The organism is Streptomyces sp. NPDC107575 (assembly GCF_055657265.1).
Window position 1 is genome coordinate 436385 of sequence record NZ_JBVKBG010000005.1, and the last position, 25973, is coordinate 462357.

The window sequence follows — 25973 nt, forward strand, 5'->3', positions numbered from 1 at the left end:
ACACCACAATGCGCCATCGACGTCCCCAGCCTAAGCCTGTGCCTAAGGCTCTGCCCTAGGCTGGGCCTGTGCGCTACGACCTCGACGACCTGCGGCTCTTCCTCCACATCGTCTCGGAGGGCTCGATCACGGCGGGCGCCCGCCGCATGCACCTGAGCCTGCCCTCGGCCAGCGCCCGGGTGCGCTCGCTCGAACACCACGCAGGAGTGGAGCTGTTGATCCGCGGCCGCCGGGGCGTGCGGCCCACTCCCGCGGGGGCGACGCTGGCCCGCCACGCACGCGACGTACTGGACCGGACCGCGCGCCTCGACAGCGCCGTGGCGAGCTACACCCGGTCCCCGAACGCCCGGCTGACCCTGCTGTGCGGCGGATCCGCGTTGCACCGGCTCGTGCCGCACGCCCTCGTCCCGTTCCTGCGCGCCCACCCGGACACCGACGTCACCGTGTCCGAGAGCCGCACACCTCGGACCGTGCGCAGGCTCTCCGACGGCGAGGCGGACCTGGGGGTCGTCATCGACGACGAGGCCAAGGACTGCGGCCTGCGCACGGAGCCGCTGGGCGACGACTCCCTCGTGGTGATCGGCCAGGCCGGAGGCGTCCTCGACGGGCGGACCTCGCTGACGTACAACGAGGTCGCCGAGCACCCGCTCGTGGGCCTCGACGCCGGCTCCTCGCTGCGCCGCTGGATCGAGAAGCGGCTCGGGCCGCACGCCCCGGTGGTCCGCCACCGCACCACCGTCGCCGACCTGAACGTCCTGGTCTCCCTCGCCGCCGCGGGCGCCGGGCTCGCCGTCGTGCCGCGCCGCGCCATCGACCCGCGCCGCCCGCTCGACGTGTGCGAGTTGCGGGAACCGTGGGCCCGCCGGCGCCATCTGCTGGCCTGGGGCGCCCAGGACGACGCCGCGTCACCGGCGGCCGAGGCGCTCGCCGACCACCTGCGTCGAGCGGCCCTGGAGTCATGATCCGGCACACATCGGTCCCGGTGAGGTGGCATGGTGAGCTGTCATTCATAGTGGGCCGTCGGAGACGGACGGCCGCCCGGGAGGCGACGCGGTGAGCGAGCAGTACGTGGTGGGGCTGCGGGAGGTCGACGAGACGGACGTCGCTCTCGTCGGCGGCAAGGGTGCTCACCTGGGCGGCCTCGCACGGATCGACGGTGTCCTCGTCCCGGACGGGTTCTGTGTGACGACGGGCGCCTTCCGGCGGGCCGTGGCGCACGCGCCGTCGCTGGAGGAACTGCTCGACCGGCTGGAGCGCGCGGATCCCGACGACCGGGAGACGATCCGTACGCTCAGTGCGGAGATCCGCCGGACCGTCGAGGGCATCGGCGTCCCGGAGGATCTCGCCGCGGAGATCGGGCGCGCGCTCTCGGACCTGGGTGAGCGGGCCGCCTGCGCCGTCCGCTCCAGTGCCACCGCCGAGGACCTGCCGACGGCCTCGTTCGCCGGCCAGCAGGACACGTACCTGAACATCGTCGGGCCCGAGGAGATCCTCCGGCACATCAGCCGGTGCTGGGCCTCGCTGTTCTCCGAGCGGGCCGTGACGTACCGTCAGCGGGCCGGCATCGACCACCGGACGGTCGACATGGCCGTGGTCGTCCAGCGGATGGTGCGCCCCGAAGCCTCCGGCATCCTGTTCACGGCCGACCCGGTCACGGGCAACCGCAAGGTCGCCACCGTGGACGCCGGCTTCGGTCTCGGCGAGGCCCTGGTCTCCGGTCTGGTGAACCCGGACGTGTTCCGGGTGCGCGACGGCGCGGTCGTCGAGCGGACCATCGCCGCCAAGCAGCGTGCCGTGTACGCGCTCCCGGGCGGTGGCACGGAGGAAGTGACCGTCGACGTGGCGCGGCAGGAGCAGCCGTCCCTGACCGACGCCCAGGTCGTACGCCTTGTGGAGCTCGGGCGGCGCATCGAGGCGCACTTCGGCCGGCCGCAGGACATCGAATGGTGCCTGGCCGCGGCCGACGGCGACGCCACGACGGATGCCGGGGCCGAAGCCGGTTCCGACGCCCGTACCGACGCCGGGTTCCGGATCGTGCAGAGCCGGCCGATCACGACCCTGTTCCCGGTCCCCGAGCGGGACGACGAGGAGAACCACGTCTACCTCTCCGTCGGCCATCAGCAGATGATGACCGACGCGATGCGGCCGCTGGGCATCTCCGTATGGCAGCTGACGGCGATGGCACCGATGCACGAGGCCGGCGGGCGGCTGTTCGTCGACGCCACCCGGCGCCTGGCCTCCCCGACGAGCCGCGCGGGCCTCCTCGACCTCGTGGGCAGAGGCGACCCGCTGTTCAGGGACGCCCTCGAAACCGTCCTCGACCGCGGCGACTTCGTCCCGACGCTTCCCGACCCGGCCCCCGCCACGCCACCGGCCGGCGGCGGCCCGCCCGCGCCCCTCGCGACCGACCCGGCCGTCGTCACCGGGCTGATCGCGCGCAGTCAGGAGTCCGTCGCCGCCCTGCAGCGCGACATCCGGACGAAGGCCGGTCCCGCGCTGTTCGACTTCCTGCTCGACGCCTTCGAGGAGCACAAGCGTGCCCTCGGCGACCGGCTGAGCATGCAGGCGGTCATGGCCGGCATGGAGGCCACGTGGTGGCTCAACGACAAGTTGTACGAGTGGCTGGGCGAGAAGAACGCCGCCGACACCCTCACGCTGTCCGCCCCCGGCAACATCACCTCGGAGATGGGCCTCGCCCTGCTCGACGTCGCCGACGTCATTCGCCCGCTTCCCGAGGTGCTCGCCTTCCTCCAGGACGCAGGGCACCTCGCGGACGACACCTTCCTGGACGAGCTGAGCAAGCGGGCGGGCGGCCCCGAGGCACGCGACGCCATCGAGGCCTACCTCGACCGGTACGGCATGCGCTGCGTCGGCGAGATCGACATCACGCGGCCGCGCTGGAGCGAACGCCCCACCACGCTCGTGCCGGTGATCCTCGACAACGTACGGAACTTCGCACCGGGCGCCGCGGAGCGCAGGTTCGAGGAGGGGCTCGAGAAGGCACGCCGGAAGGAGGCGGACGTGCTGGCACGCCTGCGCGCCCTGCCTGTCGACGGGGAGGCGAGGGCCGGGGAGACCCGGCGGATGATCGACCGGGTCCGCACGTTCATCGGGTACCGCGAGTACCCCAAGTACGCCATCATCCGCCGCTACTTCATCTACAAGCAGGCCCTGGCGGCGGAGGCGGAGCGCCTGGTCCGTGCGGGTGTGCTCGCCGAAGCGGAGGACATCCACTACCTCACGTTCCAGGAACTCCACGACGTCGTCCGCACGCAAGGGGCGGACGCCGGGCTCGTTCAGCGGCGCAAGGACGACTTCCGTACGTTCCAGTCGCTCACCCCGCCGCGCGTGCTCACCTCGGACGGCGAGGCCGTCAGCGGAGCGTACCGGCGCGCGGACGTGCCGGACGGTGCGCTGGTCGGTCTGCCGGTGTCCGCCGGGACGATCGAGGGGCGGGCACGGGTCGTCCTCGACATGGCGGAGGCCGATCTGGAGGCGGGCGACATCCTCGTCACGGCCTACACGGACCCCAGTTGGTCCCCGCTGTTCGTCGCGGTCGCCGGCCTGGTCACTGAGGTGGGCGGGCTGATGACGCACGGCGCGGTGATCGCCCGGGAGTACGGTCTGCCGGCGGTCGTGGGCGTGGCCGGGGCGACCCGCCTGATCCGGGACGGGCAGCGGATCCGGGTGCACGGGGCGGACGGGTACGTCGAGCTCCTGGAGTAACGGGGGCCTCCCTCGCTACGGACCCCCACTTCCGATTCACCTCACCGCTTCAGACACGAAGGCACACGTGACCGACCCGTCCGAACCCGCCGCCACCCAGCGCGCGTTCGTCGCACTCGCCCCGCCCGACGACGCGAAGGACGAACTGGCACACGCGCTGCGACCGGTCTACGCCGCCCATCCCCGGCTGCGGGAGAACCGCATCGAGGACTGGCACATCACGCTGGCGTTCCTCGGCGAGCAGTCGGTGGAGGCGGTCCGGCGGCTGCGGTCGCCGCTCGCCGATCTGGCCGCCGCCCACGCCTCCCCCGAGCTGGCGCTGCGCGGCGGCGGGCACTTCGACGAACGCGTGTTGTGGAGCGGGCTGGTGGGCGACCTGAACGGCCTGCACCTGCTGTCCGAAGCGGTCCGCAAGGAAGTCAGAGCCTGCGGGGTCGACTTCCCCGAACGCCCGCTCCGCCCCCACCTGACGCTGGCCCGCGCCCGCCGCCACGACACGACGTCCGTCCCGGAGGCGGCCGCGGCGCTCGACGCCTTCACCGGCCGCCACTGGCGCTCGCTGCGCCTGCACCTGGTGGGCAGCACTCCCGGTAACACGCCCCCACCGAGGCGCTATCGGGACATCGCGGCATGGGACCTGGCGGGCGGGGCCACCGAGCCGCCGAAGCTCTGAAGGGGCTACACCTTGTCGATGGCGAACAGTTCCAGGTGCCCGCACTTGGGGCAGCGCCGCGCCTCGATCCGTCGGCGCGGCCTGCCGAGCCGCTTGGCGCCGCCGAAGATGCCCCGCTCCAGCGCGCCTTCGATCCAGCGGGCGTAGCCACGCGAGTGCTCCCCCGCGTCCTCGATGAATCCTTCTTCCAGGCCGCCGGTGCCGCAGTGGGTGCAGGTGTTGTCCGTCACCGGGCCAGTGTAGGACGCCTCCCCGGGCCGGGGAGGCGCAGGAGAACTGGTCCGGTTCCAGGGGTGACACCTTCGCGGAAGTCGCGCCACGAGAGGAGGGGAAAATGGTCCGGATCACGCGTAGAAGGGGTCACCACCCGGGCGCGCGCGACCACTTGCGGTCCGGCACGGCCCTCCAGGCGGCGCTTACGGTCAGTTTGTCGCCGGTGGTCACGCAGCGTCGCGCGCTGGTACAGGCTTCTGTCCTCAGCACACGCAGCCGGGCGTGGTGCCGGGCGAGGGGACATCGTTGTGGCGGCGGAGCGGCGGGACAGGAGGCCGCATGAGCGGCGGCGGGTGGGGAACGTGGCCGAACCGCGCACCGGGACGGTCGACCGCCGGGAGGAAATGGCGGAGATCGAGCGGATCTTCCTCAGCCCGTCCCTCGACGAGCCGACGCGGTTGGTGACCTTGACCGGGGTCGGCGGGGTGGGCAAGACCCGGGTGGCACTGAACGCCGCCGCCGCGCTCGAACCCCGCTTCCGCGACGGCGCGTGGCTGGTGGAGCTCTCGCCGCTGCGCGAGCAGGGTGCCCTGCTCGCGCATGTCATCGCGGAGGTCCTGCCGTTGGCCGACCAGAGCACACGGCCCATGATCGATGTACTGGCGGAGTACCTCGTCGACCGGGAGCTGCTGCTGGTCCTCGACACCTGCGAGCACCTCACCGAACACTGCGCACTCGTCACCGAGGTCCTGCTGAAGGCCGCGCCCGGTCTGCGCATCCTGGCCACGAGCCGCCGCGTCCTGAACGTGGCGGGTGAGCGCGTCGTCACGGTCGAGCCGCTGCCCGTGCCCGAGGCCGACGACGCACGGGTGGGCGCGGCGGACGCGGTGGCGCTGCTGGCCCTGCGCGCCACGGAGGCGGTGCCCGGCTTCACGGTCACCGATGCCGATCACTCGGAGCTGGTGCGGTTGTGCCGGCGTCTCGACGGGCTGCCGCTCGCGATCGAACTGGCCGCGGCCCGCTTGCGTGAGCTGCCGGTACGGGAGTTGACCGCGCGGCTCGACGACCGCTTCGCCGTCCTGGGCGACACGGAGAGCATCGCCGCCGACGCCGTTCCGCCGTGGCACCAGGCCCTGCGCACCGCCATCGGCTGGAGCCACCAACTGTGCACTCCGTCCGAACGGCTGCTGTGGGCGCGGCTGTCGGTCTTCGCCGGCAGCTTCGACGTCGACACGGCGTGCCAGGTGTGCGCCGACGACCATCTCCCCGCCGCGCGCATCCCGGCCGTACTCGGCGCACTGCGGGAGAAGTCGATCCTGACGTGGCAGCCCACCGGGGGCGGCGAGCGGTACCGAATGCTGGACACCATCCGGGAGTTCGGGACCCACTGGCTGCGCGGCCTCGGCGAGGAGGAGGCGCTGCGCCGCCGCCACCGCGACCACTACCTGGCCCTCGCCCGGGCGGGCGACGCCGCCTGGATCGGGCCCGGCCAGTTCGCCTGGTACGACCGGATGACGGCCGAACACGACAACGTCCGCGCCGCGCTCGAGTACTGCCTGACCGAACCCGGGGGTCGCCACGCGTTGGAGATGACGGGGGCACTGTGGTTCTTCTGGCAGGGCTGCGGATTCGTGACGGAGGGCCGGTACTACCTGGACCAGGCCCTGGCAGCCGACACGGAGCCCTCCCCCGCACGGGTCAAGGCGTTGTACGCGTGCGGTCAAGTACTGATGTACCTGGGCGACCTGGCTTCCCTTGAGGAACGGGCCGCCGAGTGCACCGCTCTGGCCGCACGGCTCGGCGTCACTGAACGCGCCTACGCGGCTGCCACCGAGCTACGGATGCTGGCGGGGCGCGGCGACCTGGAGCAGACGGTGACACGGGCCGAGGCTCAACTCGCCACGGACTGGCGCGAAGAGCCGCTCACCATGAATCCCCTCTCGGCGCTGGTCCTCGGCACCCACTCGCTCGTTTCCGCCGGCCGTTTCGAGGAGGCCGTCGTCTGGCTGGACGAGTTGAGCGCCGCATGCGACCGGGTCGGCGAGCGCAGCATGCGCGCCTGGGGCGACTTCGTCCGCGCTCAGGCCGAGCTGGCCCTGGGGCGCCACCAGGAGGCGGACGCGCACGCGCGGGCCGCGCTGCGGACCAAACTCCGGCTGGGCGACGACGTGGGCACCGCCCATGCCCTGGAATCCCTGGCCCGCTCCGCCATCGCCACGGGCAGGCCCCGGGACGCAGCCCGGCTGCTCGGTCTGGCCGCACAGCTCTGGGAGACGCTCGGCCGGCCACAGGCCGGCATCCCTCCGATGGTGGCCGCCCACGAAGCCTGCGAGCGCCGGACCCGCGAGGCCCTCGGGGAGACTGCCTACCTGGAAACCTTCGAAGCCGGCCGCACCACCGACCGGAACACCGGCATCAGCCAGGTCCTGAACACGGCTGCGGCGCCGCCTCTCTAGGGGTGCACCAGTACGTGACTCAGGCCCACCCGGCCCGTCCCGTTCAGCTTGATGCGAACGTAGCGTGCCTCCGCGTTGGTGTCGAGGAGGGTGGGGCGCAGGGCCTTGCCCGTGATGTGTGCGGTCGTCGCGTCCGAGAAGTCGGCGGACCTGGCGAGCTGCACGTCGAAGTCGCCGGTTGTCGTCGACGCGTCGTTCCAGACCTCGACCTGGCCGATGTGCCGGACGGCGCCGAGGTCGACCTGCCACCAGGCGCCCGGCTCCGACTCGGTGCGGGTGTCGGTGGAGGTGTCGCCGTCGGTCGCGCGGGCCGCGGACGCCGTGCCCTCCGTGGAGGACTGGGTGGCGGTGCCGGTGCGGGCGAGGTCGCGGCGGAGCTGTTCGACGCTGCCGTGGGGATCCGCGCCGGCCGACCCTGCCACCTTCAGCGCCGCCGTGGGCAGTCGGTCGAGCTTGGTGTGGTTGTCGGTCATGGTCGATCCGGTGCCGCCGAGGGCGGGGGCGTCGGTGTCGGTCCAGTTGCCGGTGGCGTGGTTGTCGATGCCGTAGTCGGCCCAGTTGGAGACCCACTTGTAGCCGAGCCGGGTCAGGACGTTGCGGGTGACGGTGATGTGGCTGGACTGTTCGTCGAGGTAGATGCCGTTGCCGTCGCGCTCGGTGTTCCCGTACGCGCTGCGGTTGAGGTAGTTGCCTGAGATCACGGTGCCGGGCTGGGCGCCCTGGGTGTAGATGGCACCGCCGTCGTGCTGGTCGTACGCGACGCGCATGGCGTTGGTGATCCGGTTGTTCGTGATGCGGTTGTCGCGCAGGACGGACTTCTGGACCTCGGGCTGGTTCCAGCCCCAGCCGACGGAGATGCCCGAGTACGGCAGGTCGTCGAGGGTGTTGTGGTCGATGGCGGTGCCCGCCTCGTAGCCCGCCCAGATGCCGACGGCGTCCGTGTACTCGACGCCGGTGTGCCGGACGGTGTTGTACGACACGGTGTTGCGGGCGCCGGTGAGTTCGGCGGTCGGCAGGGGTTCCGTGTCTCCGATGTAGGCGGCGCCGGAGGACAGGTCGGTGAAGCGGGAGCGGGTGAGCGTCGAGTCCTGGGTGCCGCGCTCGAAGACGACTCCGGCGCCGCCGAGCCGGGTGAACGTGGCGTCGTCGACGACCACGTCCCTGCCCCCGCGGACGGTGAGCGCGGCGGCGGGCTTGGTGTAGTGGCGGCCGGCGTGGTCGACGGGGCCGGTGGCTCCGGTGAGGGTCAGCCCGGCCTGGGTGCCCGCGTAGCCCTCGTCGGTGTCGGGCTGCCGGTAGGCGCCGTACGCGAAGCCGATGCCGGTGAGGCGGACGTCGTGGGCGCCGTCGAGGGTCACGAGCCCTTCCGTGGCGGGGGTGACCGCCTGGAAGCGGCGCGGGTTCTCGCCCTTGCGGGGCAGATACGTGACCGTGCGCGCGGCCGAGTCCCACACGAACTCGCCCGGCTTGTCCAGGAGTTCGCGGGCGTTCTCGAAGAACGACACCTTCGCGTAGCGGCTGGAGTCGACGGTGGTGGTGTCCCAGGCGGGGCCCGTCCGGTTCGTACCCGACGAGGCGTTGGTCCAGCAGGGCTGGGCGAACGTCATGAGGTCACCGCTGACGGAGGCGATCCGGCAGTGGTAGTTGCGCCAGCGCACCCGGATGACGGCCTCGGCGTCGGTGGGCCGCGCCCACGTGGTGATGCCGGTGCGTTCGGCGCCGGTCATGCCCGTCTTGGTGGCATCGCACACGGAGGCGGCGCAGGACTCTCCGCGTGCGCGGACCGCGCGTATGCCGTCGACGAAGAGCTGGCGCGGGGTGACACCTTCCGGGACCTTCGCCGTCCAGGTGCCGTCGTCGTTCGCGGACCAGCCGGTGACCGCGCGGCCTCCGGAGAGGACGGGGTGAGCGCCGGGCGCGGCGGCCCAGGTGACTCCGGAGTCCTTGGGGCCGAGGTCGAGCGGACGGCTCAACGCGTAGGTACCGTCCGCGAGTTCCACACGGACGCCCTTCCCGCTGACGGCACGCGCGGCGTCGCGGGCTCCGTCGAGCGAGCAGGGTTCGGCGCGGGTGCACGCGGAGCCGGAGCCGTGGGGCGCCGCGTGCAGGACGGCCGTGCCGGCGGCCGCCGAGGCGGCGGGCAGGAGGGCGAGCGAGAGGGCGACGGCGGACATGAACACCGTGGCGGCGGTGCGGGCCGTGCGGATACCGGGTCTCATTCGGGGGCCTTCCACTCGGGCGGATGGGCTGCGGGTGGTCTCGTGCGCGGCGTGCGTCACGTTCCGCTGCTCGGCAACGGCGGGTTCTTCGCCCCGAACAACCAGTCCCGCAGGAACGGATCGACTCCCCGGTCCCCCGTCACCTCCACCGCGTGCCGGATGAAGTCCTCGCTGGTGACGGTCCGGTCCTTGAAGCGCCGGGGCCACAGCCCCATCACCCGGTCGAACTTCTTCTGGCCCACGTGGAGCCGGAGCGCGTACAGGACGAGGGCGCCCCCGTCGTAGATGTTGGTGCCGCCGAGCGCCTTGGGCAGCCCCGGAGGGCCGTCGCTCGCGCGGATCGCGTCCAGCTTCTCGTACGTGGCCCGCATCTTGTCGGCCATCCGCGACCAGCCGCGCTCCTCGCTGTAGAGGGCGGCGTAGTACACGGCGGGCCCCTCGTTGAGCCAGGCCTGCTGCCAGTCGTGCGGGGTGACGCTGTCGCCGAACCACTGGTGGGTCAGCTCGTGGACCATGGTGTTCTCGTACGTCGGGTGGCCGGCCGCGTCGTTCTTGAACCAGTTGGTCCCCATCAGGGTGAGCGTCGTGTTCTCGAGGGCGTCGGTGTACCCGTCGTAGATGTGCAGGCCGTAGACGGAGAACGGGTACGGGCCGAGCTTCGCCTCCAGCCAGGCGAGATGGTCCGGAGTGCGGGCGACGATGGGCGCGTAGAAGTCCTCGCGGCCCTGCGGGACGACGTGCCGCAGCGGCAGCCCGGTGTGTGAACTGCCGTACAGGTACGTGCCCTTGACGACCGCGATACCGAGGAGCTCGGTGGGCATCCGCTCGCGCAGCGCGAAGTGCCACACGGTGGAGCCGTCGGCGCGGCGGTCCTTTCCCGTCAACTCGCCGTTGGCCGCGGCGACGTAGCCCTTGGGCGCGGTGATGTGGAAGGCCCAGGTCGCCTTGTCGGACGGGGTGTCGTTGCACGGCAGGAAGGTGTCCGCGCGCGAGGACTGCACGGCGGAGGCGAATCCGCCGTCCGTGCCGAAGCGCCAGCCGGTGAGTCCGGCGCGTGGCGCCTTGCCGTTGCCGTGGTAGCGGACGGTGGTCGTGAACGGGGTGCCCTTGTGGAGCGGGGCGGCCGGTGTGACGGTCAGTTCCTGGCCGGACTTGCCGAGGGAGAGGGCGGTGCGTGCCTGCCGTCCTTCGACCGTGACGGAGTCGATGGTGTGTCCGTCGGTGTCGAGGTTGAAGGCCGACAGGTCCTGGGTGGCCCGGGCGTACAGGGTCACCGAGGCCGTGAAGTCGTAGGTGCCCGGGGTGAAGTCGAAGGTGAGGTCGTAGTGGCCGACCTGGTAGCCGCCGTTTCCGAGGGTCGGGAACAGCGGGTCGCCGACGCCGTCGGAGCCGGGGCGGGGGTCGAATCCCGCGGCGCTTGCCGGGGCGGCGAACAGGGGGACGGCGACCGCCGCGCCGGTCGCGGCGGTGAGGAACGTGCGTCTGCTGGTGCTCACTTGGCCCCCTTCTTCCCGCCCTGCTCGGCGGCCTGCTTGAACTCGGCGCGGCACGTGTCGCCGCCCGCGTTGCGCCACTTCTTGACCAGGGCGTCGTACGCCGAGAGGGGCTTGCGCCCGGTGACGAGGTCCTTCACGCCGTCGAGGTGGATCGTGTAGAGGCTGCCGAGGCCCTTGGAGTCCCAGGTGGGCGAGGTGTAGCCCAGCGTGGGGTCCTCGACGAGCATCGGAATGAGCTTCGTGTACGCCTCGTGGGCGTAGCGGGCCGCCTCGGGGTGTGTCGCGCTGAAGAACGCGGGGGCGGCCGAGGCCAGCTTGGTCCAGGGCACGGTGACGTCCTGTGTGCCCTGCTTGGTGAGGACGGGGGTGCCGTGCTTGTCGCGCTTGTAGTCGGTGCCCTCGACGCCGTAGTTCATCAGCGTGTACTCGAGCGAACCGAAGGGTGAGGCGGCGAAGTCGGCGAGCCGCAGGATCTCCTCGACCCGGCTCCTGCCCGCCTTGGTGATGTGGCAGTTCTCCAGGGAGGTGTTGTCGCTCCAGGCGACCGCGTCCTTGCCGACCGGCACCATCGGGCGGACGTCGAAGGACTTGTCGATGGCGCTCATCGCGTCGACGTACCCGGTGCCGGTGGTGAGATAGGCGGGCATGCCGTCGTAGACGTACGCGGCCTTGCCGTTCTTGAACAGGTCGGTGTACTGGGCCTTCTGGGCGCCCGACATCTGTACGGTGCCGGGGTAGAAGCAGCCCGCCTTGTAGAGCGTGGCGGCGGTCTCGACGGCGTGCCGGTAGGCCTCGTCCTCCAGCTGGTACGTCCACTTGCCGGACTTGGTGTCGTGCGTCCAGAAGTGCTGGGCGCCTGCCGACATGGCGAGCAGGTTCATGCTGCCGCCCGTGAAGAAGTACTGCTTCTTCTTGGTGTTCGTCAGCTCCTTGGCCAGCTCGACGAGCCGCTCCAGGCTGTCGATCTGGTCGAGGCTGTCCACGCCCGCCTGCTTGAACAGGTCGGCGCGGTAGAAGCCGGCGCCGCCGCTGCCGGACCGGGCGATCGGGATGCCGTAGAGCTTGCCGCCGAAGATGGCCTCCTTCCAGGCGTACTCGGGGATCGCCGCCAGGTTGGGGTACTTCTTGACCTTGTCCCCGGCGAGGTACGGGGTGAGGTCGGCGCAGGTGGAGGCGAGGAAGGCCGCCTTGTTGTCGACGCCGCCGGTCTCCGGGTACATGAAGATGTCGGGGAGCTGGTCGCCGGCGACCATCGTGGAGAACTTCGCCGGGTAGTCGTCGGCGGGCACGGCCGTGAAGTCGACCTTGGCGCCAAGGAGTTTCTCGATCTCTCGCCAAGCCGCGTTCTTGCCGCGCTCCGGGGGCAGCGGCGCGAAGGTCTCGGTGACCGCGGTGATCTTCTTGGCGCCCTTGAGCGGGGTGCCCTTGGTGGCCCGGGCCATCTCGGTGGGGTACTTCAGGAATGCGGCGGGCACACCCGCGGCGGTGCCGGGCAGGTCGGCCTCGATGCCGATGTTGCGGACGGCCGTGGCCGGCAGCAATTTGCCGCTCTTGGCCTCCGCCTTGGCGGCCGTGCCGCCGTCGCCGCACGCGGCGAGCAGGGGCGCGGCGGCGACGCCGAGCCCGGCGCCCACACCCCAGCGGAGCATGGTGCGGCGGTTCATGGTCGTGGTGCCGGGCATGCGAAGTCTCCTCAACGTGAAGGGGCACACGGAAGTCGGGGGGTGGCGGCCGGTGTGCGGAGGCCCTGGGGCGTCTCAGCCCTTGACGGCGCCGGTGAGGACGCCCTTGGTGAAGTAGCGCTGGAGGAACGGGTAGACGAGCAGGATCGGCACGACCGCGATCACGAGCACGGCCATCTGGACGGCCTGCTGCGGGGCTATCGCCTCGCCCGCCGCGGCCGTGTCGAGGTTCTGTCCCTGGAGGATGAAGGTGCGCAGCACCATGGGCAGCGGCCACTTGTCGTTGTCGCCGAGGTAGAGCAGGGCGTTGAAGTACGCGTTCCAGTAGGCGACCGCGTAGAAGAGTCCGACGACGGCGATGACCGCCTTCGACAGCGGCAGCACGACCTGTATCAGGGTGCGGAAGTCGCCCGCGCCGTCGACCTTCGCGGCGTCGTACAGCTCCTCCGGCAGGTTCATGAAGAACGCCCGCATCACCACGAGGTTGAAGGCACTGACCATGGTCGGCAGGACCAGGGCGGCGAACGTGTTGTAGAGGCCGAGCTCCTTGACCAGCAGGAAGTTGGGGATGACGCCCGCGTTGAACAGCATCGTGAACAGGGCCGTCATCAGCAGGAAGCGGCCGCCGACGATGCCGCGCCGGGACAGGCCGTACGCCATGCCGATGGTGGCGAGCAGGCTGCAGGCGGTGCCCGCGACGGTGACCGCGATGCTCACGAACAGAGCGCGGGTGACCCGGCCCCCGGTGAAGGCGGTGCGGTAGGCGTCGAGGTTGGGGTGGTCGGGCCACAGGACCAGGCCGTTGGCGTGGATGATGTCGGTCTGCGAGGCGAAGCTCGTCCCGATCACACCGAGCAGCGGGTACGCGACGAGGCCCACGACGACGGCCAGGGCGAGGCCCTTGAGGACGAGGCCGGCCCGGGTGGGCCGCTCCATCCACGGCGGGCGGGCGCCCGACGGGCGGAGTTCGCCGTGTCCTGCGCTCTGGGCGGCGGGTGCGGCCTTGCGGCCTGTCCGCACGGCGGTCGTCTCAGCGGTCAGCACCTCTGTACACCCCTTCGTGTCCGAGCCGGTGGGCGAACTTGTTGGCGCCGATCACCAGGGCCGTGCCGATGACCGCCTTCACCAGGCCGACGGCGGCGGCGGTGCCCCACTGGTTGTCCTTGATGCCGTGGAAATAGACGTAGGTGTCGAGCACCTCGCCCGCGCCTGGGCCGACGGCGTCGCGCTGCAGCAGGATCTGCTCGAACCCGACGGTGAGGATGTTGCCGAGGTTGAGGATCAGCAAGAGGACGAGGACCGGGGCGAGACCCGGCAGCGTGACATGCCAGAACCGGCGCCAGCGCGCGGCGCCGTCCATGGCGGCCGCCTCGTACAGGCCGCGGTCGATGTTGAGCAGCGCGGCGAGGATGATGATGGTGCCCCAGCCGGCGTCCTTCCACATGACCTGCAGCGCGAGAAGCCAGGGGAACGCGTTCGGGTCGGTCATCATGTCGTAGTGCGGCAGGCCCACCGCTTCGAGCAGGTCGGGGACCACCCCGGCGCCGCCGAGGATCTGCTGGAAGATCGAGACGATGATGACCCAGCCGATGAAGTGCGGCAGATAGACGACGCTCTGCACGAAGCGGCGCAGCTTGTCGCTGACGATGCTGCTGAGCAGCAGCGCGAGCCCGATCGGCACGGGGAAGAACAGGACCAGCTGGACCAGGGCGATCTCCAGCGTGTTCGCGGTCGCCGACCAGAAGTCGGGGTCGGCGAAGGCGCTCGCGAAGTTGGCGAAGCCGGTCCAGGCGCTGTGCATGTAGCCCAGATAGGGCTGGTAGTCCTGGAAGGCCACCATGTAGCCGAGCAGCGGCACGTAGTGGAACACCACGAAGTAGAGAAAGCCGGGCAGGCACAGCAGCAGCATCACCTTGTCGCGCTTGACGCGCTGCCACAGGGTTCTGCGGAGGGTGCGGGGTACGGCTGGTGGCGCGGAAGCAGTCATGGGGCGGTCCTGTTCGGCCGGGTGACGCAAGAACTGCGTTACTGCGGCGGCAAGTTAGTAAGCGTTTAACCCTGTCGTCAATAGATTCGGGCAAGCCCTGATCGCAGACACCCACTCCAACACAGCGTACCTGCCCGGGTTTTACCGGCATGACCTGCCAACTCTCAGATCCGTGCCGGACTTTGGGTTGACGATCGCCCGGAGGCCTCCTTAGCGTTCGGTCACCTGATAGAACACGTTTACTGTCCGGAGGCAGGGTGCGTACCACTGACCAGGTGTCGACCGGGGCCGAGGCCTCGGCGACCGGCACCACACCGCCCCCGCGGCGGCCCCGTACGGTTCTGGCGATGCACTCCTCGGTCGTCGACGACGTCTTCCCGCCCGCCGTGCGGGTCCGGCTCGAGGACGCCGCCGACATCCGACCGCCGCACGTCCTGCGCGAGTTCACCAGCCCGCAGGCGCGCGCCGCGCTCGCCGAGTGCGAGGTGCTGCTCACCGGCTGGGGCTGCCCGCCCATCGACACCGCCGTGCTCGACGGCGCGCCGCGGCTGCGCGCCGTGATCCACGCGGCCGGCACCGTCAAGCCCTTCCTGGGGCGGGAGGCCTACGAACGCGGCATCGCCGTGTCGTCGGCCGCCGCCGCCAACGCCGTGCCGGTCGCCGAGTTCACCCTCGCGGCCATCATCATGGGCGCCAAGCGAGCCCTCCCGCTCGCCCATCTCTTCCGCACCCGGCGCACCCATCGCACCGACGCCGACCTGGACCGGCACCACTGGATCGGCACCCGCGGCCTCACCGTCGGCGTCGTCGGCGCCTCGCACGTCGGCCGCCGCGTGGTGCGGCTGCTGCGCGCGCTCGACGTCGAGGTCCTCCTGTACGACCCGTACATCGAGGACACCGAGGCGGCCCTGCTCGGCGTCACCCGCGCCGACCTGGACACCCTGCTCACGGCGAGCGACGTGGTCACCCTGCACGCGCCCGACACCGAGGAGACCAGGCGGCTGCTCGACGCCCGTCGCCTGGACCTGCTGCGGCCGGGCACCCTGCTGGTCAACACGGCGCGCGGCCCTCTCGTGGACACCGAGGCCCTGGTCGGGCATCTGGTCAGCGGGCGGATCGACGCGGTGCTCGATGTGACGGACCCGGAGCCACTGCCCGCCGACCACCCGCTGTGGGACCTGCCCAACGTCCTCATCACGCCGCACATGGCGGGCGCCCAGGGCAACGAGGTGGGCCGGCTCGGTGCGCTGGCCGTCGACGAGCTCACCCGGTACGCGCACGGCGCCCCGCTCGACCACCCGGTACGCCTCGACGACTTGGAGCACATCGCGTGACCGGGCCCACCCCGCACGGCATAAGCTCTGGGGCGGGCGGAGCAGGAACGGCACGGCAGGATGCACGGCAGGAACACCAGGGGGTGGGCCGGATGGCCCGGCAACGATCGACGGCGGCCGACGGCTCCGGCCACCGGGAGCAGCGCCGCGCGACGGTGGTCGACGTCGCCAGGCACGCCGGTGTCTCCACGGCCACCGTGTCCCGCGTGATGAACCGCAACTACCCGGTCGCCGCCGCCACCCGCGAGCGCGTCGAAGCCGCGGCGCGCGAGCTCGGCTACGTGGCCAACGCGCATGCCCGCGCCCTCGCCGGCAGTTCGGGGCGCACGGTCGGCATCATCGTGAGCGAGCTGATCGACCCGTTCTACGCGTACATCGCGCGCGGCGTCGAACGCGAGGCGACCGCGGGCGACCGGCTGTGCCTGGTGTGCTGCACACAGGGGGACCCGCAGCGCGAGCTGGCCTTCATCGAGCTGATGCACGAGCGGCGGGCGGACGCGGTGGTGCTGGTCGGCGGCAGCGTCGACGACCCCGAGTACCAGGCCGAACTCTCGCGCAGGGCCCATGAGTTGGCGGCGGACGGTGCCAAGCTCGTGCTGTGCGGGCGCCCTTCGCTCGGCGCGGGCGTGCCCACGGTCGACGTGGAGTACGACAACGAGGGCGGCGCCTTCGCCATCACCGACCACCTGATCACCCGGGGGCACCGGCGGATCCTCTACCTGGGCGGCCCGCCCGCCCTGTCGACGGCGCGCGACCGGCTCGCCGGGCACCGGCGCGCACTCGAACTGCGTGGCATCGAGCGCGTCCCCGAGCTGGAGCAGCCGGGCGCCTTCGGCCGGTCCTTCGGCTACCGGCGGATGACGGAACTGCTGCGGGAAGGCCCCGAGTTCACGGCCGTCTTCGCCGCCAACGACATCGTCGCCGCGGGGGCCGCGCAGGCGCTGGAGGAGGCCGGCCTGCGGGTGCCGCAGGACGTGTCGCTGGTCGGCTACGACGACATCCCGGTCGCCCAGGAACTGCGGCCACGCCTGACAACGGTCCGCATCCCGCTGGAGGAGATGGGCCGCCAAGCCGTGCGGGTCGCCCTGAACGGCGGGGACGAGGACGACTGGCGCGCCCCCACGACGGGGGCGCTGCGCCTGGGCACGCACATCGTGGTCCGCGATTCCGTGGCACCCCCGGCGGCGCCGCGCGGCCGCGGCGGCCGGAGGCAGGACTGAGGCACTGCGCGGCAGGCCGGGACCGCACCACCGGTCGCGGCGCCGTGACATCACGCCCGCCTGCTCGATTCTGCTCGCTTCAGGGCCACTTGGCGTAGTAACGAGCAGAAAATCGGTCCAGCACCTTGCCACCTGACAGCAAACGCTTACATGCTGTCGCCCAGTTCGCACGCACCACGTCCCACTCGTCCTCCCGACGTCCTTCGTCCCCTGGGGAGTCCCTGCATGCGCCCTGCCGACACGTCCCACGACCTCGCCGCCGCCGGCCGTCCCGACACACCTCCCGGGCCCGGACGGCGCACGGTACTCACCGCGCTGGCCGGTGCCGGTGCCGCCGGAGGCCTCGCGCTCACCGTCGGCGCGGGCAGCGCGCAGGCAGCCGCTTCGGCCACCTCCGCGACCGTGCGGCTCACCGCCCGCCCGTCCGCCGAGGCCGAACGGCTGCGACTCGGACAGGCCCTGCGCGCCTCCGAGTTCCAGCCGACGGGCCGCTACGCCGCGGCCGGCACCCCGCTGCGCCTGGACGTGCAGCCCCACGACGACGTGCTGCCCACCGTGTGGATCGGCCGGTGGGACTACTACGCCGCCCTGACCGCTCCGCGGCGCTACCCACTCAAGCCGGGCGCCAACACGGTCACCGACCCGCACGGCGGCCCCGTCTACTTCTCTCTGGAAGGTGACGGGGAGCGGGCCACGGTCGCGTTCAAAAGCGGCAGCGCACCCATGCCGGTCTTCATACTCGGCAGCACCGAAGAGGCGGACTTCCAGCGCCAGTTGGACACCATGACCGATGTGCCGGTCGTGGAGCTGCACGGCCCGCGCTCGATCGTGACACTGAGCCGCGACGGCGCCCTCCTCTACCGCGACGAGAGCCACGCGGAGCTGCTGCGCCTCCTGGAGCAGATCATCGACGCGGAGTCGGCCATCAGCGGTCTCGACGGGTCCAGGCCCGTGCACCGGCCCAAGGCGGGCGGCTACCACTTCACCGAGGTGTCGGTGGTGCCCTCCGGTGTCGGCGCGTACGCCACGCACGGCTACAACGGCTTCCCGCGCGCCTACCTCGACCGGGCGACGACAGTGCAGGGACTCCGCACCCGGGGCTGGGGGCTCTACCACGAACTCGGCCATCTTCATCAGCAGTTCGCCTACAAGCCCGCCGCGATGACCGAGGTCACCGTGAACATCTACTCCCTGGCCGTGCAGCGGGCCCTGGGTCAGCCCTCCAATCTGCTCACCGCGGACCCGGCGACGGGGCTGAACCCCTTCCAGTCGGCCCGCGCCAAGTTCGGCACGGACGGACTCACGTACGAGAAGTCCTTCGGCGCGTACGAGAAGCTGGTCCCGCTGCGGCAGCTGGAGCTGGCGTTCGGCGACGCGTTCTGGCCGCGGCTGCACCGGCTGGTGCGCGAGGAGAACCCGCAGTCGGACTCCTCGGACTCGGCCGCGCGCTACCGGGCCCTCGCCACCTGCGCGAGCCGGGTCGCGGAGCGCGACCTCACCGACTTCTTCCTCACCACCTGGGCCTTCCCCATCGACGCGCAGGGGCGCGCGGAGCTTGCCGCGCTCAACCTGCCGAAACCGTCCGTCGACCCGGCCACGCTGACCGACTGAACCGAAGGGCGAACACCCATCATGCAGCTGAGCAGACGCCGCACCCTGGCTCTCATGGGCGCGGGCGCCGCGGCGACGACACTTCCCCTCGGCCCCGGCGCCGGGGCCGCCGCCGCGGCCGACGACCCCTACGAGCCGCTGCTCGCGCGAGCGGCCGAGCAGCTCACCGGGGGTGACGTCGACCCGGACGACCCCGATGTCGCCGCCGCGCTGGCCGCCCTGGACAAGCAGGCCGCCGACTGGTGGAAGGCACTCGACCGCTCCGCCGGGCGCACGGCCCTGTGGTCCGACCTCGCCCCGGCCTCCGACCCCGGCATGTTCGGCCAGAGCTACACCCGGCTGCGCACGATCGCCACGGCGTGGGCGACCCCCGGCACCTCCCTCACCGACGACACGGCCGTGCGCGACGCGCTCCTCGACGCACTGCGCTTCCTGGGCGCCACCGGCTACAACGACACCCGCTCCGAGTCCGGCAACTGGTGGTTCTGGGAGATCGGCGCACCGCGCGCGCTCCTCGACACCTGTGTCCTGCTGCGCGCGCACCTTCCCGCCGACGACCGGTCCGCGTACCTCAAGACGGTCGCCAAGTTCGTCCCCAATGCCGACCGGCGCACCAACTCCCCCACGCTGGCCGAGACGGGCGCCAACCGCGCCGACAAGGCCGTCATCGTCGCGCTGCGCGGACTGCTCGCCGGGGACGCGGACGTCGTCGCGCTCGCCCGCGACGGCCTCTCGGACGTCCGGGACAACGGCAAGAACAGCCTGTTCCAGTACGTCACCTCCGGCGACGGCTTCTACGAGGACGGCTCGTTCGTCCAGCACTCCTCGGTCGCCTACACCGGCACCTACGGCGGAGTCCTGCTCGGCAGCGCGGGACAGCTCATCGCGCTGCTCGCCGACTCGCAGTGGTCCGTCACCGACCCGGCCGTGAAGGTGCTGTACGAGGCGGTCGAGCGCTCCTTCGTGCCCGTGCTGTTCGACGGCGTGATGATGGACGCGCTGCGCGGCCGCGCGATCTCGCGCGAACGGGCCCGCGACCACACCGACGGGGCGGCCACCGCCTCGTACATCCTCCAACTGGCGGACGGCGCGCCGCAGTCGTACGCGGACCGCTGGCGCGCGACCGTCAAGGGCTGGATCCTGCGCAACAAGGACACCCCTTACTTGCGGCTCGTCGGCGTCCCGGCCCTGACCCGCGCGAAGGAGCTGCTTGCGGACGCGTCGGTGCACCCCGCGGAGCGGCTCACCGGCCACTACGTGTTCGCCGACATGGACCGGGTGGTGCACCGGCGCCCTGGCTGGTCGTGCGCCCTGTCCCTGTCCTCCAAGCGCATCGCGGCGTACGAGGCGGGCAACGGCGAGAACCTGCACGGCTGGTACACCGGTGACGGCATGACGTACCTGTACGACGGCGACGACCTGGACGCCTTCGGTGACGGCTTCTGGCCGACGGTGAACCCCTACCGGCTGCCGGGAACCACCGTGGACACGCGCGAGCGCGCCGACCTGGGCACGGGCGCCGGAACCGGCACCTTCCGCCCGAAGAACGCGGTCGCGGGCGGCGCGGTGCTCGACTCCCGGTACGGGGCTGCGGCGATGGAGCTGATCGCCGACGGGTCGACGCTGCGCGCCAAGAAGGCGTGGTTCCTCCTCGACAACGCGGTCGTCGCGCTGGGCGCCGGAATCACCGCGAGCGACGGCCGCACGGTCGAGACCGTCGTGGAGAACCGGAATCTGCACGCCGACGGCGCTCCCCGGCTCACCGTCGACGACCGGCCGCAGCCCGGAGAGCTCGGCTGGTCGGCACGGCTCACCGATGCGCGCTGGGCGCACCTGGAGGGCACGGGAGGCTACGTTTTCCCGGCCGGCGGCCCGCTGCGCGCACTGCGCGAGGAACGCACCGGGACATGGCGCTCGCTCAACACCGGTGCGGACACCGGCGGTTCCACCACCCCGGTCACCCGGCGCTACGCCACCCTCTGGTTCGATCACGGCCCCTCCCCCGAATCCGCTTCCTACGCCTACGTCCTGCTGCCGGGCGCGACGGCCGCCGCCACCGCCGCCTGGTCCCGCTCCACCCCGGTGCGCGTCCTCACGAACACCGCGACCGTCCAGGCCGTCGAGTCGCCCCGGCTCGGGCTGCTCGCCGCGCACTTCTGGGCGGCGGGGGCCGTGGACGGTCTGCGCGCCGACGGTCCGGGCACCGTGCTCGTCCGCCGCCGGGACGACGGCATCACCGTCGCCGTGTCCGACCCCGGCCGCACCGGGACCACTCTCTCCGTGGAACTCCCCTTCCCCGTACGCCGCGTGGTCCGCGCCGACGACACGGTCTCGGTCACGCCGGGCCGCCGCCCGGTGGTCACGGTGCGCGTCGCGGGCTCGCGCGGCCACACGCACACCGCGGACCTCGCGTAGAGCAGTCCTCCGCCCCACCCGCACCGATCGAGGAGCCGTCGAGCCACCATGCCCGCCCCGTACCTCTCCCTGCCGCCAACCGACCGCGTCCGCTCCCCTCGTACGGGGTGGACCCGCGCACACTGGGAGGCCCTCGCCGACCAGCAGTTGGCGGCGCTGCTGCCCTACGCGACACCGGGGTTCGCGCAGTACCGGCTGCCCGGGCGGGGCAGCTGGTCGGGGGTGGTGCTTGACGGGCTCGAAGGGTTCGCTCGGACATTTCTGCTCGCCTCATTCCGGATCGCGGGCGCGGGCACGGACACGGCGGGGACAGGGAAAGGGACCGAAGCCCCCGCCATCTCCCACCTGATCGAACGGTATACGCAGGGTCTGACAACGGGCACGGACCGTGACCACACGGAGGCCTGGCCCGAACTCACCGACTGCTCCCAGCAGATGGTGGAGGCCGCCTCGATCGCGATCGGCCTGCACGAGACGCGCCCCTGGATCTGGGACCAGCTCGACACCAGGGTCCAGGAGCGGGTGGTCGACTGGCTCTCGGGCTTCGTGGGCGCCCGCACGTGGGACAACAACTGGCGGCTCTTCCAGGTGGTGGCCGAGCAGTTCCTGGCCTCGGTCGGCGCCCCGTACAGCCAGAGCGACATCGACGGCGGTCTCGACCGGATCGAGGACTGGTACGTCGGCGACGGCTGGTACACCGACGGCGACGGCCGCAATTTCGACTACTACATCGGCTGGGCGCTGCACCTCTACCCGCTGATGTGGGCGCGGATCGCGGGCCTGGACGGCAACAGCGACAGCAGCGGCAACAACGACCGCGCGAAGCTCTACCGGGAGCGGCTCTCCCTGTTCCTGGAGACGTACCCGCAGTTCTTCGGTGCGGACGGCGCGCCCGTGCACCAGGGGCGCTCCCTGACGTACCGCATGGCGGCGACGGCGCCCGCCTGGCTGGGCGCGCTGGCCGACTGTACGCCGCTCGCGCCGGGCCTGACGCGCCGTCTGGCCTCCGGCACCGCACGGCACTTCACTGAACGCGGCGTACCGGACGAACGGGGGCTCCAACCCCTGGGCTGGTACGGCACGCACCTGCCGACCACACAGCCGTACTCGGGCCCGGCCTCACCGTACTGGTCGAGCAAGGGCTTCCTGGGGCTCCTCCTGCCCGCCGATCATCCGGTGTGGACCGACCGCGAACTCCCCCTGCCCGTCGAACAGGGGACCCAGTACACGGCCCTGCCCGCGCCGGGCTGGCTGCTGCACGGCACCCCGCACGACGGCATCGTCCGCCTGATCAACCACGGCAGCGACCACAACCCGCTCGACGGCCCCGCCGACGACGACCCGCACTACGCCAAGCTCGCCTATTCCACCGCGACCGCGCCCGAATCCGCCCCGCACGCCTGGTCCCGCACGATCGACAACCACATCGCGCTGCTCGCCCCGGACGGCACCCCGTCGCGCCGCGCCCGCATCCACCCCCTCACCTGCGATGCGCGCCGTGCATCATCCCGCCACTACGCCCAACTCCCGCACACCGACACAGAGTTCCCCATCGAGTCGACGAGCGTGCTGCACGGCCCGTGGGAACTGAGGGTGCACCGGGTGCAGGCCCCTGCGGGCGTCACCGTCCGCGAGGGCGGACACGCGGTCGCCGACCTCGTGCAGCCTGGCGTCGACCAGGGCCCGGGCTGGTCGCTGGCACGCACCAATACGGGGCTGACGAGCGCGGTGGTCGCCCTGCACGGCTGGGACGCGGAGGCCGGTGTCGCGCGCGAGGTGGAGGCGAACGCCTTCGGCCCCCACTCGGCGACCCCGTTCCTGCGCTCCCGCTCCCCCGCCGACGGCGCCGGCATCCACGTCTCCCTGGTGGCCCTCACCCGCGACGCGGTGCACCCGCAGGCACTGCGGGAGGCGATCGGATGCACGGTCGACGCGGCGGGCACGGTCAAGGTCACGTTCCCGGACGGCGAGGTGGTGAAGGTGTCGCCTCACCCGATCCAGCGGGCGGCCGCCTCGTAGGTGGTGTCCGGGGCGCTGTTGAACGCGATGGCCGCGGCGGGCGCGTACCGCCGCACCAGGTTGACGACCAGTTCGAGGAGTTCGGTCTGATCGTCCGAGTGCCGCAGCCCACCGCCGATGGTGACGCACTCCCACGGGTGGGCCCGCAGTGCACTGACGACGACGGCCTCGACGTCATCGCTTCCGTCGAGGCCGAACAGACAGGTCTCCACCCCCACGCCGTGCTCGGCGAACTTCGCAAGGCCCGCCTCGATGCCCGCGACCACCGGCTCGGGATCCCAGGGCCCCGGCACCCGGCGCGGGTCGAACCCGATGACGAGGACGCGGGGTGCGGCGGCGGTGTCCATGTCCTGACGATACGCGCCGCACCCCGCTCCTCCGGGCGTCAGTGCGCAGCGCCCGCCGGCCTCGACGCGAACGCGTTCACCGTCAACGCCAGGCACGCCGTCAGCCGCTTCCCGTACGGCACGTGCAGGGACTCGTTCGGGCCGTGTGCGTTGGCGCCCGGGCCGAGGACTCCGCAGGCCAGGAACTGGGCGTCGGGGAACTGTCGGCTCAGTTGGCCCATCAGCGGGATCGTGCCGCCCTGGCCGATACGGGCCGCGTCCGCCCCGTCGAAGCAGGCGCGGCTCGCGGCGGAGAGTGCCTCGCGCAGCCAGGGCCGCTCGGGCGGGGCGTGCCAGCCGTCGGCCAGGATCCGGTCCGGTGTGAAGCGGACCGACGCGCCGTGCGGCGGCGCGTCCTCCAGGCGGCGTGTCACCTCCGCGAGCGCCGTCGCGCTGTCCACCAATGGGGGCAGGCGGAAGGAGAGTTTGAGCCTGGTGTGTGGGCGCAGCACATTGCCCGCCGATGAGATCGGGGGCAGTCCGTCCGCGCCGGTGACCGCCAGGCTGGGGCGCCAGGCGCGGGCGAGCAACAGTTCCTCGGGGTCGTGGGTGACGGGGCCTGTGCTGTGGCCGGTCTCGTCCTCATGCCAGTCGAAGCGCTGCCAGACCTGGTCGCCGAGGAGGTCCGCCGCCTCGGCGATCTGGGCGCGACGCTCGTCGGGCACCTCGCAGTGCAGGTCCTCGACCAGCACGTCTCCCGTCGCGCTGTCCTCCAGGCGGTCGAGCAGATGGCGCACGATGCGGAACGTCGACGGGACGACGCCGCCCGCGTCGCCGGAGTGCGCGCCATCGTCGAGGACGCGCACGTCGAGCGTGCCGCCGCAGTGGCCACGCAGCGACGTGACAAGCCACAGCCGTTCGTAGTCGCCTGCGCCGGAGTCGAGGCACACCACGAGGCCGATCTCGCCGATGCGTGGGGCCAGTTCGGCGAACCAGTGGTCGAGGTCGGGGCTACCCGACTCCTCGCCCGCCTCGAACACACCGACGCAGCGCGGGCGGGCCGCGCCCTGTGCGGCGAGGGCGCGGACCGCGGTCAGGGCGGCGGGCAGCGCGTAGCCGTCGTCGGCGCCGCCCCGGCCGAACAGCCGGGTGCCGTCGAAGACCGGTTCCCAGGCGGACAGGCCCTCGGCCCAGCCCTCACCCTCGGGCTGCTTGTCGAGGTGACCGTAGAAGAGGACGGTCTCCTCGGCGGTCGAGCCGTGGCCCGGGACCTCGAAGAAGACGAGCGGCGTACGTCCCGGCGCGCGCAGCACCTCGACCCGCAGGCCCGGCAGGTCGTCCACGGAGCGCAGCCACGCCGCCGCGGCCTCCACGGCCCGGTCCAGGAACCCGTGGGACTCCCACTGCGGGTCGTACGCCGGGCTCACCGCCGGGACGCGGACGTGTTCCCGGACCAGAGGGAGCACCTCCTCGTCCCAGCGGGTCGCGCAGAAGTCCCGTACGAGGGCGGGGTCCGCGGAGCGTGCCTGCTCAGGCATCGGCGAGCACCTTCGCGGCCGGGGCGAACGGGAAGCCGAGCAATTCCTCGATCGGCGCGTACAGCTCGGGCGTGTGCATTGTGGAGGAGAGCAGCAGGTTCGCCGCCGGGGTCACCAGGACGGAGATCTCCTTGCCGACCTCGACGTCGGCGGAGGCGAGCGGCTGTCCGGCCGCGTCGAACGTCGTGATGAGGTCGGGGAAGGCGGCCTTGCGCTCGTCGCCGGACTCGAAGGTCATGTACTCGTTGACGAAGTGCAGCTCGGTGCCCGCCGCGTCGTCCAGGACGGCGACGCCGACGTCCAGGCCCTCGCGCGTCTCGCAGCGGTACTCGCGGACCGTGCCGGTGACCGCGATCTCGCCGCCGAGGTGGGCAGCGGCGCCCGCGGGGCCTTCCGTCAGGAAGCGGCGGCCGAGTTCGATGGCGAAACCGATGGCTCCGGGGGCGCCGTGCTGCCGCGCGTAGCCGACCTCGACCGGGTTACGGGCCACGCCCACCCAGCCGCCCGCCTCGACCGAGGCACGGCGGACCACGTTGGAGGTGGCGTCGAGGGTGCCGGTGACGGCGCCCTCGACGTACGTGCACGGCTTGCCGCCCGCGTAGCCCTGGTAAGAGCGGTAGCCCTCGCGCGCGTGCAGGCCCATCGCGCCCATCTGGCTGGAGGGGTGGGCACGGCCGTTGCAGGCCAGATCGATGACGGGCAGGCCGGTCATCGCAGAGTGGAACCAGCCGTTGATGGTGGTCTCGGCGCCGTTCTCGTTGGTGTGGATGGCGACCAGTGGGGCCGGCAGGTCGCGGCGCAGCAGTTCGAGGGCGCGCAGCAGGTGGGTGGGCAGCACCTGCGGGTCGGGCGCGGCCGGCGCGCCGACCAGGGCGACGGTCGCGGTCAGGGCGTCGTCGGCGAACTCGTCGGCGCTCCACAGTTCGGGCGCGCCCACCTGCAGGGCGAGTTCGGCGGTACGCAGGCCCCGCTCGACGAATCCGCCGCCTCCGCCGCCGAGCACGGCTCCGCCGTAGACGGCCGCGGTCAGGTCGTCGTGCGTCAACTGTCGCTTCACA

The 25973-nt window shown here is 72.0% G+C and carries 18 protein-coding genes; 9 read left to right on the forward strand and 9 right to left on the reverse strand.

Annotated elements, in window-relative coordinates:
* Positions 1 to 68: 68 nt before the first annotated feature.
* The 3 genes from ACZ7L4_RS26770 (at position 69) to thpR (ending at position 4399) form a co-directional block, all read left to right on the forward strand.
* Positions 69 to 962, forward strand: a complete 894-nt coding sequence (locus tag ACZ7L4_RS26770; RefSeq protein WP_472106372.1) for a LysR family transcriptional regulator — start codon at positions 69 to 71, stop codon at positions 960 to 962.
* A gap of 91 nt (positions 963 to 1053) precedes the next feature.
* Positions 1054 to 3726 (forward strand): rifamycin-inactivating phosphotransferase, encoded by a 2673-nt coding sequence (rph, locus tag ACZ7L4_RS26775; RefSeq protein WP_472106374.1) that lies wholly within the window; start codon positions 1054 to 1056, stop codon positions 3724 to 3726.
* 67 nt (positions 3727 to 3793) lie between these two features.
* The gene (gene thpR / locus ACZ7L4_RS26780) at positions 3794 to 4399 is read left to right on the forward strand and encodes an RNA 2',3'-cyclic phosphodiesterase (protein ID WP_472106376.1); all 606 of its coding nucleotides are present in this window, start codon (positions 3794 to 3796) and stop codon (positions 4397 to 4399) included.
* A 5-nt stretch (positions 4400 to 4404) separates the two neighbouring features.
* Here thpR and ACZ7L4_RS26785 read toward each other — a convergent pair whose 3' ends face one another.
* A complete protein-coding gene (locus tag ACZ7L4_RS26785) occupies positions 4405 to 4629 on the reverse strand; it encodes a hypothetical protein (RefSeq protein ID WP_450811216.1) in 225 nt (74 codons plus the stop codon).
* Positions 4630 to 4974: 345 nt separating this feature from the next.
* Here ACZ7L4_RS26785 and ACZ7L4_RS26790 point away from each other — a divergent pair, with 345 nt between their 5' ends.
* Positions 4975 to 7068: an ATP-binding protein gene (locus ACZ7L4_RS26790; protein ID WP_472106378.1), complete on the forward strand. Its 2094-nt coding sequence runs from the start codon at positions 4975 to 4977 to the stop codon at positions 7066 to 7068.
* On the opposite strand, the gene ACZ7L4_RS26795 is transcribed toward ACZ7L4_RS26790, so the two are convergent.
* The 5 genes from ACZ7L4_RS26795 to ACZ7L4_RS26815 all read right to left on the reverse strand — a co-directional run bounded on the left by ACZ7L4_RS26795 (position 7065) and on the right by ACZ7L4_RS26815 (position 14452).
* On the reverse strand, positions 7065 to 9287 hold the full coding sequence (locus ACZ7L4_RS26795; RefSeq protein WP_472106380.1) for a galactose-binding domain-containing protein: 2223 nt from the start codon (positions 9285 to 9287) through the stop codon (positions 7065 to 7067). The genes ACZ7L4_RS26790 and ACZ7L4_RS26795 overlap by 4 nt on opposite strands.
* A 56-nt stretch (positions 9288 to 9343) precedes the next feature.
* Complete coding sequence (locus ACZ7L4_RS26800) at positions 9344 to 10783, reverse strand: M1 family metallopeptidase (protein ID WP_472106382.1); 1440 nt, start codon at positions 10781 to 10783, stop codon at positions 9344 to 9346.
* On the reverse strand, positions 10780 to 12465 hold the full coding sequence (locus ACZ7L4_RS26805; protein ID WP_472106384.1) for a type 2 periplasmic-binding domain-containing protein: 1686 nt from the start codon (positions 12463 to 12465) through the stop codon (positions 10780 to 10782). The genes ACZ7L4_RS26800 and ACZ7L4_RS26805 overlap by 4 nt, the downstream gene beginning before the upstream one ends.
* Before the next feature lie 75 nt (positions 12466 to 12540).
* On the reverse strand, positions 12541 to 13401 hold the full coding sequence (locus ACZ7L4_RS26810) for a carbohydrate ABC transporter permease (RefSeq protein ID WP_472107360.1): 861 nt from the start codon (positions 13399 to 13401) through the stop codon (positions 12541 to 12543).
* Positions 13402 to 13495: 94 nt separating this feature from the next.
* A complete protein-coding gene (locus tag ACZ7L4_RS26815; protein WP_422471095.1) occupies positions 13496 to 14452 on the reverse strand; it encodes an ABC transporter permease in 957 nt (318 codons plus the stop codon).
* Positions 14453 to 14799: 347 nt separating this feature from the next.
* Between ACZ7L4_RS26815 and ACZ7L4_RS26820 the strand changes: the two genes are divergently transcribed.
* From ACZ7L4_RS26820 to ACZ7L4_RS26840, 5 genes are all read left to right on the forward strand, one after another.
* Positions 14800 to 15786: a hydroxyacid dehydrogenase gene (locus ACZ7L4_RS26820; protein ID WP_472107362.1), complete on the forward strand. Its 987-nt coding sequence runs from the start codon at positions 14800 to 14802 to the stop codon at positions 15784 to 15786.
* A gap of 92 nt (positions 15787 to 15878) precedes the next feature.
* On the forward strand, positions 15879 to 17006 hold the full coding sequence (locus ACZ7L4_RS26825; RefSeq protein WP_472106386.1) for a LacI family DNA-binding transcriptional regulator: 1128 nt from the start codon (positions 15879 to 15881) through the stop codon (positions 17004 to 17006).
* A gap of 225 nt (positions 17007 to 17231) precedes the next feature.
* Positions 17232 to 18617, forward strand: coding sequence for a M60 family metallopeptidase (locus ACZ7L4_RS26830; protein ID WP_472106388.1), 1386 nt, complete (start codon positions 17232 to 17234; stop codon positions 18615 to 18617).
* Positions 18618 to 18638: 21 nt separating this feature from the next.
* Entirely contained in the window at positions 18639 to 21032 is a 2394-nt protein-coding gene (locus ACZ7L4_RS26835; RefSeq protein WP_472106390.1) for a polysaccharide lyase 8 family protein, read from the forward strand.
* A gap of 48 nt (positions 21033 to 21080) precedes the next feature.
* A complete protein-coding gene (locus ACZ7L4_RS26840; protein WP_472106392.1) occupies positions 21081 to 23051 on the forward strand; it encodes a DUF2264 domain-containing protein in 1971 nt (656 codons plus the stop codon).
* Here the strand turns inward: ACZ7L4_RS26840 and ACZ7L4_RS26845 are convergent.
* The 3 genes from ACZ7L4_RS26845 to ACZ7L4_RS26855 are packed head-to-tail and all read right to left on the reverse strand — an operon-like array spanning position 23021 to position 25972.
* Positions 23021 to 23398, reverse strand: coding sequence for a hypothetical protein (locus ACZ7L4_RS26845; RefSeq protein WP_472106394.1), 378 nt, complete (start codon positions 23396 to 23398; stop codon positions 23021 to 23023). The genes ACZ7L4_RS26840 and ACZ7L4_RS26845 overlap by 31 nt on opposite strands.
* Positions 23399 to 23436: 38 nt before the next feature.
* Positions 23437 to 24915 (reverse strand): M20/M25/M40 family metallo-hydrolase, encoded by a 1479-nt coding sequence (locus ACZ7L4_RS26850; RefSeq protein ID WP_472106396.1) that lies wholly within the window; start codon positions 24913 to 24915, stop codon positions 23437 to 23439.
* Complete coding sequence (locus tag ACZ7L4_RS26855; RefSeq protein ID WP_472106397.1) at positions 24908 to 25972, reverse strand: S-methyl thiohydantoin desulfurase domain-containing protein; 1065 nt, start codon at positions 25970 to 25972, stop codon at positions 24908 to 24910. Before ACZ7L4_RS26855 ends, ACZ7L4_RS26850 begins: the two co-directional genes overlap by 8 nt.
* Between the last annotated feature and the right edge of the window lies 1 nt (position 25973).

What these genes read in the sequence shown, in the direction of transcription:
- ACZ7L4_RS26805 (WP_472106384.1), bottom strand. Translation starts at nt 12,465, where the DNA reads ATGCCCGGCACCACGACCATGAACCGCCGCACCATGCTCCGCTGGGGT.
- ACZ7L4_RS26835 (WP_472106390.1), top strand. Translation starts at nt 18,639, where the DNA reads ATGCAGCTGAGCAGACGCCGCACCCTGGCTCTCATGGGCGCGGGCGCC.
- ACZ7L4_RS26845 (WP_472106394.1), bottom strand. Translation starts at nt 23,398, where the DNA reads ATGGACACCGCCGCCGCACCCCGCGTCCTCGTCATCGGGTTCGACCCG.
- ACZ7L4_RS26820 (WP_472107362.1), top strand. Translation starts at nt 14,800, where the DNA reads ATGCACTCCTCGGTCGTCGACGACGTCTTCCCGCCCGCCGTGCGGGTC.
- ACZ7L4_RS26850 (WP_472106396.1), bottom strand. Translation starts at nt 24,915, where the DNA reads ATGCCTGAGCAGGCACGCTCCGCGGACCCCGCCCTCGTACGGGACTTC.
- ACZ7L4_RS26815 (WP_422471095.1), bottom strand. Translation starts at nt 14,452, where the DNA reads ATGACTGCTTCCGCGCCACCAGCCGTACCCCGCACCCTCCGCAGAACC.
- ACZ7L4_RS26830 (WP_472106388.1), top strand. Translation starts at nt 17,232, where the DNA reads ATGCGCCCTGCCGACACGTCCCACGACCTCGCCGCCGCCGGCCGTCCC.
- ACZ7L4_RS26795 (WP_472106380.1), bottom strand. Translation starts at nt 9,287, where the DNA reads ATGAGACCCGGTATCCGCACGGCCCGCACCGCCGCCACGGTGTTCATG.
- ACZ7L4_RS26810 (WP_472107360.1), bottom strand. Translation starts at nt 13,401, where the DNA reads ATGGAGCGGCCCACCCGGGCCGGCCTCGTCCTCAAGGGCCTCGCCCTG.
- ACZ7L4_RS26840 (WP_472106392.1), top strand. Translation starts at nt 21,081, where the DNA reads ATGCCCGCCCCGTACCTCTCCCTGCCGCCAACCGACCGCGTCCGCTCC.
- ACZ7L4_RS26825 (WP_472106386.1), top strand. Translation starts at nt 15,879, where the DNA reads ATGGCCCGGCAACGATCGACGGCGGCCGACGGCTCCGGCCACCGGGAG.